The sequence below is a fragment of the Pseudomonas sp. JAI120 genome, assembly GCF_014207255.1.
Classification (GTDB): Bacteria; Pseudomonadota; Gammaproteobacteria; order Pseudomonadales; family Pseudomonadaceae; genus Aquipseudomonas.
Genome location: NZ_JACHCZ010000001.1, coordinates 1209870 through 1224651, shown reverse-complemented (window position 1 = coordinate 1224651; position 14782 = coordinate 1209870). Strand labels below are relative to the sequence as shown.

The 14782-nt window shown below is 62.4% G+C and carries 13 protein-coding genes; 6 read left to right on the top strand and 7 right to left on the bottom strand.

The window, feature by feature from the left end; all coding sequences use genetic code 11:
• Entirely contained in the window at nt 1–2661 is a 2661-nt protein-coding gene (aceE, locus tag HDC32_RS05615) for a pyruvate dehydrogenase (acetyl-transferring), homodimeric type (protein ID WP_184742847.1), read from the bottom strand.
• Nucleotides 2662–2806: 145 nt separating this feature from the next.
• Between aceE and HDC32_RS05610 the strand changes: the two genes are divergently transcribed.
• Both HDC32_RS05610 and HDC32_RS05605 read left to right on the top strand, forming a co-directional pair.
• On the top strand, nt 2807–3283 hold the full coding sequence (locus HDC32_RS05610) for a MarR family winged helix-turn-helix transcriptional regulator (RefSeq protein WP_131698132.1): 477 nt from the start codon (nt 2807–2809) through the stop codon (nt 3281–3283).
• A 76-nt stretch (nt 3284–3359) separates the two neighbouring features.
• Nucleotides 3360–3617 carry a hypothetical protein gene (locus tag HDC32_RS05605; protein ID WP_145337611.1) on the top strand — a complete coding sequence of 86 codons (258 nt, stop codon included), beginning with the start codon at nt 3360–3362 and terminating at the stop codon, nt 3615–3617.
• 8 nt (nt 3618–3625) lie between these two features.
• Here the strand turns inward: HDC32_RS05605 and HDC32_RS05600 are convergent, their stop codons facing one another.
• On the bottom strand, nt 3626–4660 hold the full coding sequence (locus HDC32_RS05600; protein ID WP_145337612.1) for an AraC family transcriptional regulator: 1035 nt from the start codon (nt 4658–4660) through the stop codon (nt 3626–3628).
• A gap of 4 nt (nt 4661–4664) precedes the next feature.
• The gene (locus tag HDC32_RS05595) at nt 4665–5795 is read right to left on the bottom strand and encodes a carbon-nitrogen hydrolase family protein (protein WP_184742844.1); all 1131 of its coding nucleotides are present in this window, start codon (nt 5793–5795) and stop codon (nt 4665–4667) included.
• Nucleotides 5796–6006: 211 nt separating this feature from the next.
• Between HDC32_RS05595 and HDC32_RS05590 the strand changes: the two genes are divergently transcribed.
• Entirely contained in the window at nt 6007–8046 is a 2040-nt protein-coding gene (locus HDC32_RS05590; protein ID WP_184742840.1) for an NADPH-dependent 2,4-dienoyl-CoA reductase, read from the top strand.
• A gap of 57 nt (nt 8047–8103) precedes the next feature.
• The gene (locus HDC32_RS05585; RefSeq protein WP_131698127.1) at nt 8104–8994 is read left to right on the top strand and encodes a 1-aminocyclopropane-1-carboxylate deaminase/D-cysteine desulfhydrase; all 891 of its coding nucleotides are present in this window, start codon (nt 8104–8106) and stop codon (nt 8992–8994) included.
• Here the strand turns inward: HDC32_RS05585 and HDC32_RS05580 are convergent.
• The 3 genes from HDC32_RS05580 to HDC32_RS05570 form a co-directional block, all read right to left on the bottom strand.
• Nucleotides 8984–9541: a cytochrome b gene (locus tag HDC32_RS05580; protein WP_131698126.1), complete on the bottom strand. Its 558-nt coding sequence runs from the start codon at nt 9539–9541 to the stop codon at nt 8984–8986. The two genes, HDC32_RS05585 and HDC32_RS05580, sit on opposite strands and share 11 nt — an antisense overlap.
• Before the next feature lie 113 nt (nt 9542–9654).
• Entirely contained in the window at nt 9655–10482 is an 828-nt protein-coding gene (gene phnX / locus HDC32_RS05575) for a phosphonoacetaldehyde hydrolase (protein ID WP_184742837.1), read from the bottom strand.
• Nucleotides 10483–10509: 27 nt separating this feature from the next.
• On the bottom strand, nt 10510–11619 hold the full coding sequence (locus tag HDC32_RS05570) for a 2-aminoethylphosphonate--pyruvate transaminase (RefSeq protein WP_184742834.1): 1110 nt from the start codon (nt 11617–11619) through the stop codon (nt 10510–10512).
• A 113-nt stretch (nt 11620–11732) separates the two neighbouring features.
• Between HDC32_RS05570 and HDC32_RS05565 the strand changes: the two genes are divergently transcribed.
• Both HDC32_RS05565 and HDC32_RS05560 read left to right on the top strand, forming a co-directional pair.
• Nucleotides 11733–12590 carry a LysR substrate-binding domain-containing protein gene (locus HDC32_RS05565; RefSeq protein ID WP_131698123.1) on the top strand — a complete coding sequence of 286 codons (858 nt, stop codon included), beginning with the start codon at nt 11733–11735 and terminating at the stop codon, nt 12588–12590.
• A 99-nt stretch (nt 12591–12689) separates the two neighbouring features.
• Entirely contained in the window at nt 12690–13397 is a 708-nt protein-coding gene (locus tag HDC32_RS05560; RefSeq protein ID WP_131698122.1) for a YebC/PmpR family DNA-binding transcriptional regulator, read from the top strand.
• Between the two features lie 76 nt (nt 13398–13473).
• Here the strand turns inward: HDC32_RS05560 and HDC32_RS05555 are convergent, their stop codons facing one another.
• On the bottom strand, nt 13474–14778 hold the full coding sequence (locus HDC32_RS05555; RefSeq protein ID WP_184742831.1) for a protein kinase: 1305 nt from the start codon (nt 14776–14778) through the stop codon (nt 13474–13476).
• Between the last annotated feature and the right edge of the window lie 4 nt (nt 14779–14782).

Below are 14782 nucleotides of genomic sequence, written 5' to 3'. Positions count from 1 at the left end.
TCAGACCGCTACGGGATTCACCTTGTCGACGTTGATCCCGTAGCGGTTGATCGCTTCACTGACCTTGTCGCGACCGATCGCGCCGTCATCCGCCAGCGCCTTCAGGGCAGCCAGGGCGATGAAGTGGCGATCCACCTCAAAGAACTCGCGCAAGGCTTCCCGGGTGTCTGATTGCCCGAAGCCATCAGTGCCTAGCGCGACAAAGCGCCGGCCCGGCACGAACGGACGAATCTGATCAGCGAATAGCTTCATGTAGTCCGTCGCGACCACCACCGGCCCCGTTTGCCCCTCCAGGCATTGCTCGACGTAACTTACGCGCGGCTCACTCTCGGGGTGCAGCAGGTTCCAGCGTTCCGCCGCGTGCCCGTCACGGCGCAATTCGGTCAGGCTCGTCACACTCCATACGTCGCATTGCACGGCGAAATCGTTGGCGAGCAGCTCTGCGGCCGCGATCACTTCTCGCAGGATCGAACCACTGCCCATCAGTTGCACCTGTGCCTGAGGGTTGGTGCTGAGCCGGTACATGCCTTTGAGTATCCCGTCCTCCACGCCTTCGGGCATCGCCGGGTGCGGGTAGTTTTCGTTGAGCAGGGTGATGTAGTAGTAAATGTCCTCTTGCTCGACATACATGCGCCGCATGCCCTCGCGAATAATCACCGCCAGTTCGTAGGCAAAGGTCGGGTCATAGGACACACAGCACGGAATCACCGACGACAGGATATGGCTATGGCCATCGTCATGCTGCAGGCCTTCGCCCATCAGCGTGGTGCGCCCGGCTGTGGCGCCGAGCAGGAAGCCGCGTGCTCGTGCATCGCCCGCCGCCCAGGCCAGGTCGCCGACGCGCTGGAAGCCGAACATCGAGTAGAAGATATAGAACGGCAAGGTCATCAGGCCGTGGTTGCTGTAGGACGTACTTGCTGCGATCCACGAGGAAATGGCGCCGGACTCATTCAGGCCTTCCTGCATGATCTGTCCGTCTTTGCTCTCCTTGTAATAGCTCAGTTGCCCGGAGTCCTGTGGGGTGTAGAGCTGGCCGACGGCGGAGTGGATGCCGATCTGACGGAACAGGCTTTCCATGCCGAAGGTGCGGGATTCGTCCGGCACGATGGGCACGATCAGCTTGCCCAGGTGCGGGTTTTTCAGCAGGGTGCCGAGGATGCGCACGAAGGCCATGGTTGTGGAAATCGCGCGCTCGCCAGTGTCCTTGAGCTGAGTGGCGAAGGCGCTCAGTTCGGGGATCTGCAGCGATTCGACCGCAGTGTGGCGCGCAGGCACATAGCCGCCCAGGGCCTGGCGACGTGCGGCGAAGTAACGGGCTTCTTCGCTGTCGGCTGTGGGCTTGAGGTAAGGAATTTCAGCGAGTTGCTCATCGGGCACTTCCAGGCCGAAGCGGTCGCGGAAGGCTTTGACGGCGTCGGCGCCCATCTTCTTCAATTGGTGGTTGATGTTCTGGCCTTCGCCGGCCTCGCCCATGCCAAAGCCCTTGACGGTTTTTGCCAGGATTACCGTCGGTTGGCCACTGTGACGCACGGCGGCGGCATAGGCGTTGTAGACCTTGTCCGGGTCATGGCCGCCCCGTGAGAGTTTCCAGATGTCGTCGTCGGACAGGTCCGCAACCAGTGCCAGCAATTCCGGGTATTTGCCGAAGAAATGTTCGCGCACGTAGGCGCCGTTCTGGGATTTGTAGTTCTGATAGTCACCGTCCACGCATTCCATCATGCGTTGGCGCAGCAGGCCGCTTGTATCTTTTTCCAGCAGTGCATCCCAGCCACCGCCCCAGATCACTTTGATCACATTCCAGCCGGCGGCACGGTACAGGCTTTCGAACTCTTGGATCACCTTGGCGTTGCCGCGTACCGGGCCGTCCAGGCGTTGCAGGTTGCAGTTGACCACGAAGATCAGGTTGTCGAGCTTCTCGCGCCCGGCCAGGGAAATGGCGGCCAGGGATTCCGGTTGGTCCATTTCACCATCACCCAGAAATGCCCAGACCTTGCGGCCCTGGTGTTGCTTGAGGTCACGAAACTCCAGGTAGCGCATAAAACGCGCCTGATAGGCCGCCGTGATCGGCCCCAGCCCCATGGACACCGTAGGAAATTGCCAGAAGTCCGGCATCAGCCGTGGGTGGGGGTAGGACGAAATGCCTTCACCACCGGCTTCGCGGCGGAAGTTATCCAGTTGCGCTTCGCTGATGCGGCCTTCGAGGTAGGCGCGGCCGTAGATGCCTGGCGAAGAGTGCCCCTGGATGTACACGAGGTCGCCGTCGAAGTGGTCGGTGCGGCCACGGAAGAAGTGGTCGAAACCTACGTCGTACAGCACCGCGGCTGACGCATAAGTCGCAATATGCCCACCCACGCCTGAGTGCTTGCCTGCACGCAAGACCATGGCCATGGCGTTCCAGCGGATAAACGCATTGGTGCGGCGTTCGATGGCCAGATTGCCGGGGTAGGGCAACTGGCGATCCACCGGGATGGTGTTGACGTAAGGCGTGGTCACCCGCCCGTAGAAGTCGCCATGCTGCGCCACGTCGAAATCCAGCAACTGATCGATCAGGTAATGGGCGCGCGGGCGGCCTTCGGTGGACAGCACCGATTCGATGGACTCCAGCCACTCGCGGGTTTCCTGTGGATCGACGTCGCGTCTGACTGCGTTATTCGGGGTCATGTGAGGCTCCAGGGTCGGCGGATTTCTAGTGGCGGGCTCCTTGTGGGAGCGTCGTCAAAGTGATTGCAATTGCAACTACATGACCGAATTTAGCGCGGGATGAGCTACTATTGCAACCTTCTTGAAATCCACCGGATGGTGTTGCATGTCGTCGAAAGAGCCTGATGTATGGTTCCGTTTTGTCAGGGCCCACAGGACGGTCATCCGTGAAATCGAGCGCCGCCTGGCGGCCGCCGACTTGCCGCCTTACGCCTGGTACGACGCACTGTGGGGCCTGGAAAGCGGCCCCGAAGGCACCCGCCGCATGCACGAATTGGCCGATGTGCTGGCCATTGAGCGCTATAACCTCACGCGGCTGGTAGACCGCCTGGAAAAGGACGGCCTGGTGGTGCGCTCCCGCTCCGACGGCGATGGCCGCGCGGCCTTTGCGTCGATCACCGACGCCGGCCGAGCGTTGCGCAAGAAAATGTGGAAGATCTACGAAAGTACGGTGGACGAGTTGTTCCTTTCGCAGATCGAGCCGGAGCAACGCCAGGCGTTTGCCGATGCGTTGGAGCGCACTGCCGGGATGGCGATGGAGGCGGGTGTTCAAACCCGTGGTCGACGCAAGTCTGAAACTTGATGCAGATCCAATGTGTGAGGGGGAAAGCCCCCTCACACATTGGAATGCATTCCCGTCCATTTCGGTGCATGCCTGATTGCAATCGCGCCTCAAAACCCCGGTGCTAAATCCGCATCACGCTGCTACGTTTAATCCTGGAGTGCAGGAACGTCATGACGTCGACATTTTTTCGTCATCACGGCACTTTAGGCTGGCTGTGCAGGTCATTTATCTGCAGCCGCTTTTAATTCAAAACAAGGAGCCCACCATGGACGAATATCAGGAAGAACTGCTGGAGTACCAGGCCTTTGAACTGGATCCTCTGGATCCGGCCGATGACGCCACCGAGCTGTAAGACCGACTTCAGGCGGAATGCCGCTGACTGCGGCGAAATTCCCCTGGGGTCTGGTTGTTCCACCGCCTGAACGCCCGTTGAAACGCCTGGGCCGAGGCAAAACCGAGCAAGTAGGCGATTTCGCCGAACGCCAGTTCCGTATCGCGAATGTAGGTCATGGCCAAGTCGCGACGGGTATCGTTGAGAATTGCGCGAAACTGCGTGCCTTCTTCGGCCAGTTTGCGGCGCAGTGTCCAGGTCGGCAGCTTCAAGCGTGCCGCCACTTCTTCCAGGTCGGGTTCCCGGCCGCCATTGAGCATCGGCCCGAGCAAGCGGGTAATGCGCTCCCGCAGGCTGCGGGTGCGGGTCAGCTGCTCCAACTCGTGTTCACAGAGCTTTAACAACAGCTGCCAGGTGCTCGGGCAATGCTGCGGGTTACGCAGCGCGAGGGTTTGCTGGCTCAGGCGCAGTTGATTGACCTCGGCGCCGAACTGGATCGGGCCATCGCTCAGCACCGCGTACCGTTCGCTGTAGTCCGGCGCTTCAAATTCGATTTCAATCCGCTGCGCCTGTACCGGTTGCTGGGCCAGGCTCGACAGTTGCTGCAGCCAGCCGGCGATGATCGAGTCCACCACGAAGCGGTTGTAGGCGTTATAGGGGCTGATGGAATAGAACCGCAGCCAGGCACCTTCGGCGTCCTCGTGAAAACTCGATTGCCCACGGTAGTTGGAACCGTACAGCGCTTCGAAGCGGGTCAGCGTGCGCGCCGCCTCGCGCACGTTGGGCGCCTGGGCGGCGGTGACCCCGGCCAGTCCGGCCTGGCTCAGGCGGCTGAGCTGGCCCATGCGCAGGCCCAGGCCGGGGTCGCCGGTGAGTTGGATGGCCGCATGGCCCAGGCGCATATAACGGGGAATCGACAAGCGTGCACCCGCTTCGGCGAGGCGCGCGGGGTCGAGGCCGTATTGCAGCAGCAGCGGTTGCGGGTCGAGGCCGTGGCTGTGGATTGCGTCGGCCAGGGTGTGCACGAAGCCCACCGACAGATCACCCAGGCGCACCGGCTTCACGGGGTTACAGCCAGATATTCAGCAGGCGCGCGCCACGGACGTCGCCGTCGGCGCTGATCTGCCCGTTGCTGCTGAGAAAACTGCGCCCGGCCGTGCCCAGGTCCCAGAACTGCCCCCGCAGGAATACGCTCATGCCAGCGGTTGCCTGGCTGACGGGGTGTTGGCTGATCAGCGTAAGGCGGCGCCAGGCTTCACCTTCGCTGAGTTCTTCAGGCTTGAGGCTGATTTCCGGCGGCGTGGACACGCTCTTGAAGCCGCGCCATGGTCGATCCCAGGTATCGCGACCGAGCACAAAGGCCGGCACTGCAATCAGTTGCGCACCTTGCTCGTTGAGCTTGCGATAGGTGTCCGGGTACCAGCTGTCACTGCCGACCAACACGCCGAGGCGCCCGGCCGGGGTGTCGACCACGCTGACGACGTTTTCGTCACCGGGTTCGATAAAGCCGCGTTCATCGTAGATCGGATAGAGCTGGCGCTGTGGCTCGCCGATGGGCAAACCATCTGCCGCAAACACCACGCTGGCGTTGTACAAGGCGCCATGGCCGACCTGCAGTTGTCCCTGGCTCACGCTGGGGTTGGGCAAGGCGATGGAACCGGCCACCAGCGTGACGCCAAACTCCTTGGCCAGGCCGCCGAACAGCACCTGATAGTCCCGCGCCATGCCGGGGGCTTTCATACGCAGGTAGGCGTCATCGGTGCGGTTATCGCCGGTGGCGCTGATCCAGGCCCGCGCAAAGAGCAGTGGGTTGCTGACCGACAGCCAGTTCATTGCATCCTTCACGTGCAGCGCCTGGTACACCTCATTTTTTTCACCGGTCAACATCAGCCAGGTGCCGATATGTTCAGGCAGCACTACGATGGTTTTTTCGTTGATCAACCCCTGGTCCCGGGCCTTTTGCAGATAGGCCGAGAGCTTCAGGTGCAGGCGTTCCAGGCTCTGGTAATCAGCCGGAAACAGCTCTGGCTGGATGCCCAGCAGGTTGCCGCGATCAGCAGGCAAGCCTTCATTCACCGCCAGGGTGATACGCAGGTCCGACAGGTAATGCGCCACGGGGCGCTCCTGGGTCCAGACCAGATACGCGGCGACGGCGGCAACCAGGGCCATGGAGACGGTAAAAGCTAGAAGTTTACGCATGGGGCAACAGACAACAGACCGGGTGCAGGGTTCGCGACTAGGGTAGGGCCCATGCGGCGGCTTGCCAAGGGGTGCTGTGCATTTGGATCAATAACTTGTCAGTTTCAGTCATTGAGCCGTCGTCCACCGCCTCTTAGTCTGTGGGACATAACCCGATGGGGTGCCATTCGAGCCCCCCACGCCCCGTGATGATCCGTTGTGGAGCTTGACCATGACCGCTGCTGCCTACCCGCACCTGCTGGCCCCGTTGGACCTGGGTTTTACCACCTTGCGTAACCGTACCCTGATGGGCTCGATGCACACGGGCCTGGAAGAAAAGCCCGGTGGTTTCGAGCGCATGGCGGCCTACTTTGCCGAGCGTGCCCGGGGCGGCGTGGGGCTGATGGTCACCGGCGGCATTGGCCCAAATGATGAAGGCGGGGTGTATTCCGGCGCGGCCAAGCTCACCACCGAAGAAGAAGCGCAGAAGCACAAGATCGTCACCAAGGCCGTGCATGAGGCGGGCGGCAAGATCTGCATGCAGATCCTCCACGCCGGCCGTTATGCCTACAGCCCCAAACAGGTCGCGCCGAGTGCGATCCAGGCACCGATCAACCCGTTCAAGCCCAAGGAGCTGGACGAGGAAGGCATCGAGAAGCAGATCCAGGATTTTGTCACCTGTTCGCTGCTGGCCCAGGTCGCCGACTACGACGGCGTGGAAATCATGGGGTCCGAAGGCTACTTCATTAACCAGTTCCTCGCCGCCCACACCAACCACCGCACCGACCGTTGGGGCGGCAGCTACGAAAACCGCATGCGCCTGGCGGTGGAGATCGTGCGCCGCGTGCGTGAAGCGGTGGGCCCGAACTTCATCATTATCTTCCGCCTGTCGATGCTCGACCTGGTGGAAGGCGGCAGTGTCTGGGAAGAAATCGTACAGTTGGCCAAGGCCATCGAGCAGGCGGGCGCGACCATCATCAACACCGGCATCGGCTGGCACGAAGCGCGTATCCCGACCATTGCCACCAAGGTGCCGCGTGGCGCGTTCAGCAAAGTCACGGCCAAATTGCGCGGTGCGGTGCAGATCCCGCTGATCACCACCAACCGCATCAACACACCGGAGATTGCCGAGCAGATCCTCGCCGAAGGCGATGCCGACATGGTCTCGATGGCGCGGCCGTTCCTCGCCGACCCCGAGTTCGTCAACAAGGCCGCCGCCGGCCGCGCCGATGAAATCAACACCTGCATCGGCTGCAACCAGGCTTGCCTGGACCACACCTTTGGCGGCAAGTTGACCACCTGCCTGGTCAACCCGCGGGCCTGCTATGAAACCGAACTCAACTACCTGCCGGTCAAGCAGATCAAGAAAATCGCCGTGGTCGGTGCCGGCCCCGCAGGCCTGGCCGCTGCCACCGTGGCGGCTGAGCGTGGCCACCAGGTGACCTTGTTCGATTCGGCCAGTGAGATCGGCGGCCAATTCAATATCGCCAAGCGCGTACCGGGCAAAGAAGAGTTTTTCGAGACCCTGCGCTACTTCAATCGCAAGTTGCAGACCACCCACGTCGAGCTGTGCCTCAACACCCGCGTCGACACCGCACACCTGGTGGCGGGCGGTTATGACGAGATCATCCTGGCCACCGGCATTGCGCCGCGCACGCCGGCGATTCCGGGCGTTGAAAACGCCAAGGTGCTGAGCTACCTGGACGTGATCCTCGAGCGCAAGCCTGTCGGCAAGCGCGTCGCGGTGATCGGCGCCGGCGGCATTGGTTTTGACGTGTCGGAATTCCTCGTGCATGAAGGCGTATCCACCAGCCTCGACCGTGAAGCGTTCTGGAAAGAGTGGGGCATCGACACCCAGTTGCAAGCCCGTGGCGGCGTGGCCGGGATCAAGCCGCAACCCCATGCCCCGGCCCGTGACGTGTTCCTGTTGCAACGCAAGGCTTCCAAGGTCGGCGACGGCCTGGGCAAGACCACCGGTTGGATCCACCGTACCGGCTTGAAGAACAAGCGCGTGCAGATGCTTAACAGCGTCGAATACCTGAAGATCGACGATGACGGCCTGCATATCCGCATCGGCGCCGAGGGTGAGCCGCAGCTGCTGGCCGTGGACAACATCGTCATCTGCGCCGGGCAAGACCCGCTGCGCGAGTTGCAGGATGGCCTGGTCGCCGCAGGGCAGAACGTGCACCTGATCGGCGGCGCCGATGTGGCGGCCGAGCTGGATGCCAAGCGCGCCATCAACCAAGGCTCGCGCCTCGCCGCCGAGCTGTAAGGCGACGCAAGGGGCGGTGTTAGACTACCGCCTCTTTTTCCATGCAGATGCCGCCCGATGGGTCCCTTTGACTGGCTTCCCCACGCCCCCCTTGAAGCCATGCAGCTCGATTGGCTTAATGGCGTCGAGCTGGCCGTGCTGCGCCTGGACCGCATCGACCCGCTGATCAGCGGCAACAAGTGGTTCAAGCTCACCGAGCATCTGGCCCAGGCGCAGCAAGCCCGTGCCCGCGGCATCATCAGCCTTGGCGGCGCTTACTCCAATCATCTGCACGCGCTGGCAGCGGCGGGCAAACGCTTTGGTTTCCCCACTGTCGGCCTGTTGCGCGGCCATCCCCAGGACACACCCACCATCCTCGACCTGAAAGCCTTTGGCATGCACCTGCATTGGTTGGGGTATGGCGGCTATCGCGCGCGCCATGAGCCGGGTTTCTGGTTGCCGTGGCGCGAGCAATATCCCGATCTTTACCCCGTGCCAGAAGGCGGCGGCGGGATGGCCGGGGCGCTGGGGTGCGGGGTATTGGTCGAGCAGGCACGCAGGCAATTGAACACCCTGGGTTGGGCCGATTACGACGCCTGGTGGTTGGCGGCAGGCACCGGTACGACGTTGGCGGGGTTGGCGCTGGCGGAGGCGGGCGCGCATCCGGTGTACGGCGCCATGGCGGTACCGGATGATCATGGTGTGGCGCAGAACGTGAGCGCCCTCGTGCAGGGCGGGTATGAGTTGCTGGACGCCAGTCGGGGTGGCTTTGCCAAGGTTGACCCGCTGTTGCTTGAGTTTATCGACACCACCGAACAGGCCTGCGGTTTACCGCTGGAACCGCTCTATACCGGCAAAGCGTTGCTGGCGTTGAAGCAGCAGGTCGAAGCCGGGCGTTTCGCGCCCGGCACTCGCCTGATCTTTGTGCATACCGGTGGCTTGCAGGGCCGCCGAGGGTTTACAGCCTAGCGCGCTTACCCGGCATCATCCGCAGCGCCGTGTTATCACGCATCACATAGTGATGAAAGATCCCCGCCAACGCATGCAGCCCGATCAGCCAGTAACCGATCTGGCCGAACAGCACATGCCAGCCTTCAATCTCTTTGGCCAGTGCCTTGTTTTCAGCGATCAGCGGCGGCAGCTCGATCCCATAGAACATCACTGAATGTCCCTCGGCACTGACGATCAGCCAACCGGCAATCGGCATGCCGATCATCAAGGCGTACAGCGCGAAGTGCATCAGCGTGGCCAGCAGGCTTTGCCATTGTGGCGGGGCGGGTACGATCTTGGGGGCAACCCCCAGGCTGCGCGCAAACAGGCGCAGCCACACCAGCACAAACACGGTGAGGCCGAACATGAAGTGCATCTCGACGATCAACGTGCGTGCGCCGCTGCCTTTGGGGAACTGGCCGCGTAACTCAATGCAGGCGTACACCACTGCCAGCAGCACCACCATCAACCAGTGCAGCGCAATCGACATGGTGCTGTAGCGCGTATCGGAATTTTTCCACGGCATCGCTGGGTTCCTCACTCATCAGGGCAAACCTTCGTTCTTTGGCGACGAAGTCCTTTTACTGTAAGCCTGTTTTGTGCGGTTTGCCCGACGCGATGCCGTTGTCTTGACCTCTATCAGTAGCTTTGCGGCATTTCACCACGGGCCAGGCGCTGGTTGATGTCGGCGATGACGGCCGGCAGGTCGGTAATGGTGTCGATCAGGTAATGCGGGCGGGAGCCTGCGAACATCGCTTCGATACGCGTGCGTTCGCTGGCCAATGTGGCGCTGTCCAGGGCGCGGAACTGCGCGTAGGTCAGGCCCAGGGCGTTGCCGGAGCAGGTCAGCGCCACGGTCCACATCCCGGCGCGACGGCCTTCGAGGATGCCCGGCACGGTGTCGTCGACCTTGACGCACGCCGCCACATCGTCGATGCCCAGCGCGATCACGTTGGCGAGTGCCTGGGCTGGCCATGGGCGGCCGTTGGGCACTTCGTCGGTGGCGACCACGTGGTCGGCGACGTAGCCGTTGGTGGTGGCCAACGCGACGACCTTGTCCATGACTTGCTTGGGGTAGCCTGAGCAAGAGCCGATCTTGATGCCTTGCACGCGCAACCGGGCGATGGTGTCGAGGGCGCCAGGGATCAGCGCCGAGTGTTCGGCGATCTTCTCGATCTGCAACGGCATGAAGCGCTGGTAAATGGCCGTCACGTCGTCATCGGTAGGCGTGCGACCGAACGCCTGGCGGTAGCGCTCGGCGACTTGCGGCTGGTCGCACAGGGTGCGGATATGGTCCCATTTGCCCATGCCCATCGGGCCACGGGCTTCTTCGATGGAAACCTGCACATCGAACTCGGCGAAGGCCTCGACAAAAATCTGCGTGGGGGCGAAGGAGCCGAAGTCGACCACGGTGCCGGCCCAATCGAGGATGACGGCCTGGAGGGTGTTGGGGTTTTGATAGTTCATGGTTCAGATCCTGTGGGTAAGGGGCAATCAGATGTCCAACACTTCCATTTCTTCCAGCACCTCGCCGATCGCCTTGACCGCAGCACGCATGCCGGCTGCGTCGACATGGCCGATACAGCCCACGCGGAACGTCTCCACCTGGGTCAATTTGCCGGGGTACAGAATGAAACCCTTGGCCTTGACCCGTTCGTAGAAATCCTTGAACTGGTAGCGCGGGTCTTCTGGTGCATGAAAGGTCACGATGATCGGTGCCTGGATCGCCGCCGGCAGGAAGCTGCGCAGGCCCAGTGCGGCCATGCCGTCGAGTAATGCCTGGCAGTTGTCGGCATAGCGTCGGTGGCGCACGGGCAGGCCGCCTTCTTCCTGGTATTGCAGCAGCGCTTCGTGCAGGGCGGCGACCACATGGGTTGGTGGGGTAAAGCGCCATTGGCCGGTCTTGGTCATGTAGTTGTGCTGGTCGAACAGGTCCATCGCCAGGGAATGGCAGTTGCCCTGGGCGGCGGCCAGCGCCTGTTTGTTGGCGAAGACGAAACCCATGCCCGGCACACCTTCCAGGCACTTGCCCGAGGCGGCGATCAGCGCGTCGAACGGCACCTCGCGGGCATCGATCGGCAGCGCGCCGAATGAGCTCATGGCGTCGATGATCAGGCGCTTGCCGTGGTGTTTGACGACCTGGGCGATCTGCGGCAGCGGGTTGAGGATGCCGGTGCTGGTTTCGCAGTGGATCAACGCAACGTGGGTGATGGCGCTGTCTGCCGCCAGCAGGCGGTCCACATCGGCGGCGGTAGTGGGCTCGTCCTCCGCGGTTTCAAAGGTGCTGAAATCACGGCCGAGCACTGCGCAGATCTTGGCCAGGCGCTTGCCGTACGCGCCGTTGATCAGCACCAGCACCTTGCCGTCGCGCGGTACCAGGGTGCCGATGGCGGCCTCGACCGCGAAGGTGCCGCTGCCTTGCAACGGCACGCACTGGTGGCTGCCTTCGCCGTGGAGGATCGCCAGCAATTGCTCGCAAACGCTGGCGGTGAGTTGGTTGAAGCGGTCATCCCATGAACCCCAGTCCACCATCATGGCCTGACGGGTGCGGTTCGATGTGGTCAAGGGGCCAGGGGTCAGCAGAATCGGCGCGGCAGGGGGCATCTCAAGTCCTCGCAAGGCATCAGGGGTTGAAGCTACGGCGCCTAAATTGCAGTTTGGCTTGTCATCAATCAAATTGTTTGTTGTTATGCGAGCTATCAGTGAGGCCGATAGCTATGAACCTGTTCCAACTGCGCGCATTCGACGCCGTGGCCCGCGAGGGCAGCTTTACCCGTGCCGCAGCACGGCTGTTCATCAGCCAGCCGGCGGTGACCGGGCATATCAAGGCCCTGGAGGAGCACTACCAGATTCCGTTGCTGCGGCGCACCGCGCGACGGGTGGAGTTGACCGAGGAGGGCGCGCGGCTGGCGGCGATCACACGGGCCATCTTTGGCCTGGTGGACGAAGCCCAGACGATGCTGGAGGCCAACCGCCAACTGCTGACCGGGCGCCTGGAAGTCGCGGCGGACGGCCCGCACCTGGTGATGCCGATGATTGCCAGCCTGCGCGCGCGCTACCCCGGGATTACCGTCAACCTGCGCCTGGGCAATGCCCAGGAAACCCTGGCTGCGCTATTGTCCGAGCATGCGGACGTGGCGGTGCTCACCGAAGTGGAGCCGCGCAATGGCCTGCACCTGCAACCGTTGAACGAATCGCGCATTTGCGCATTGGTGCCGGCCAGCCACCCGTGGGCGCAGCAACCCGAGGGTATTCGCCTCGAGCAACTCAACGACGTGATCATGGTGCTGCGCGAGCCCAGTTCCATCACCCGGCGTACCTTCGATGACGCCTGCATGGCCGCGAATGTGCAGCCCAAGGTGCTGCTGGAACTGGACAGCCGCGAGGCGGTGACCGAAGCCGTCGCCGCTGAGTTGGGGGTGGGCGTGGTTTCGTCCGTGGAAGTCAGCCCCGACCCGCGCGTGCAGGCCGTGGCGATTGAGGGCGATGGGCTGGTCAACCGGCATACGCTCGGTTGCATGGAGCGGCGCCGTTCGTTGCGCCTGATTCAGGCGTTCTTCGAGTTGGCGCCCTGAGGGTTTTTTGGTGGAACGATGCGTTCTCGCGCTATAAACTCTGCCCCCAAAGCGCCGGCCAGCAGACGTTTGGGCGCGATGTATAGAAGAGAGTGAGTCATGGGCGCACAGTGGAAAGTCAAACATAAAGAAGCGGCAGCCAATGCCAAGGGCAAGATCTTCGGCAAGCTGGTGAAAGAAATCACCATCGCCGCCCGCAACGGTGCCGACACCGCGACCAACGCTCACCTGCGTCTGGTGGTGGAACAGGCCAAAAAGGCCTCGATGCCCAAGGAAACCCTGGACCGTGCCATCAAGAAGGGCGCCGGTCTGCTCGGTGAAACCGTGCAATACCACCGCGTGACCTACGAAGGGTTCGCCCCGCACCAGGTACCGTTGATCGTCGAGTGCGTGACCGACAACATCAACCGCACCGTGGCGGAAATCCGCGTGGCGTTCCGCAAGGGGCAGTTGGGTGCTTCCGGCTCCGTGGCCTGGGATTTCAACCATGTCGGCCTGATCGAAGCCTCGCCGGACACCCCGGATGCCGATCCGGAAATGGCAGCGATCGAAGCCGGTGCGCAGGACTTTGAAGACGGCGAAGAAGAAGGCACCACCCTGTTCATCACCGAGACCACCGACCTGGACGCCGTGCAAAAAGCGTTGCCGGAACAGGGTTTCACCGTGCTGTCGGCCAAGCTGGGCTACATCTCGAAAAACCCGGTAAGCGGCCTGACCGATGAGCAGATGGCTGAAGTCGAAGCCTTCCTCGAAGGCTTGGACAACCACGATGACGTGCAGGACATGTTCGTCGGCCTGGCGGGCTGATTTATCAACTGAAGACAGGCGATCCACATGTGGGAGAGGGCAAGTCGAATCGTCGCACCGCCCCTCCCACATTTGCTTAGTGGTGCTGGATGGATTGCAGCAAGGCGTTGATTTCTTCGAAGCTCGGCCGTGCCAACACGTCGGGCTGGCAACAGCTTTTCTGCAAATCCAACAGCGCCTCGTCAATCAACCCCGCCTCAACCCGCTCCAGCAATTCCCCCAGCAACACCCCGAACGCGCGCACTTCAATGCGTTGCAATGCTCGCGTTTCCAAGGTGTCTGCCTTGGCATGAAACGACGCCGCGCCAAAGTCCCCGAGCAAACACTCTCCCGCTTCATTCCACAGGATATTGTGGCCATACAGGTCGCCATGGGTAATGCCGTGCCGGTGCAAATGCGCGGCCACGGAGGCGATGCCCCGGGCCATGCGCAAGGCTGTGTCGACGCTGAAGCGGGTGGTGGGGTCGTAGACGTCGCGGGTGCACGAGGCCAGGCTCGGCAGGGCGGCGAGGTTGCGGTAGCTCGGGTCGATCAGGTCCATGACCAACGCGGCCTGACCCTCAGGGGCACCCACCACGCGGCCTTGCACCTTGATCAGGTTAGGGTGCAACCCGGCGGCGATGCAGGCCTGCATTTCGTGCAGCGGCGAGCCGTCGCTGGTGATCGTGCCTTTGTACAGCTTGACGGCGACGGGCTTGGCCGTGGGGACCCACAGGGCCTTGCGAATCACCCCCGAGGCACCTTCGCCCAGCACGTCGGCCAGTTCCAGTTCCGTCCAGGGAATATCCGCTGTCGCGTCGTCCGCCCCCCCATCCACAGCCATTTCTACCGGGTTGCCCGCATAGGCCAGCCACGTCAGGCTCGGCAGCGTCAACAGCCATTCGGGCAGGAGCGTGAGGCGGTTGGAGGCGATGCGGATCAGCTCCAGGTTGTTGCAGTTGGCCAGGCTCTCCGGCAACTGCGTCAGTTGGTTCCCGGCGAGCATCAGTTTCTGCAGCAGCGGCCGCTCGCCCAATTCGCGGGGTAACTGGCTGATGCGGTTGTCGGTGAGGATCAGCCAGCGCAGCAACGGTGGCAGCGCGGCGGCTGGCACGTGGTTGATCTGGTTGGCCTTGAAGCCGATCATGCTCAGTTTGGCGCACTGGCCCAGGCATTCCGGCAGTTCGGTAAAGGCGTTGTCCGAACAGAACAGCACGCGCAGGTGCGGCAGGCGGTGCAGGTCGTCGGGCAGGCGGCTCAGGGCGTTGCCGCTGAGGTTGAGGATTTCCAGGGAGTCGGCCAGCCCGAAGATTTCCTCAGGGAATTCGGTGAGCCCGCAGGACAGGTCCAGGCGCGTAATGCCGGCCAATTGGCCGGCCTTGAGTTGGGCGAGGGTATTCATCAAC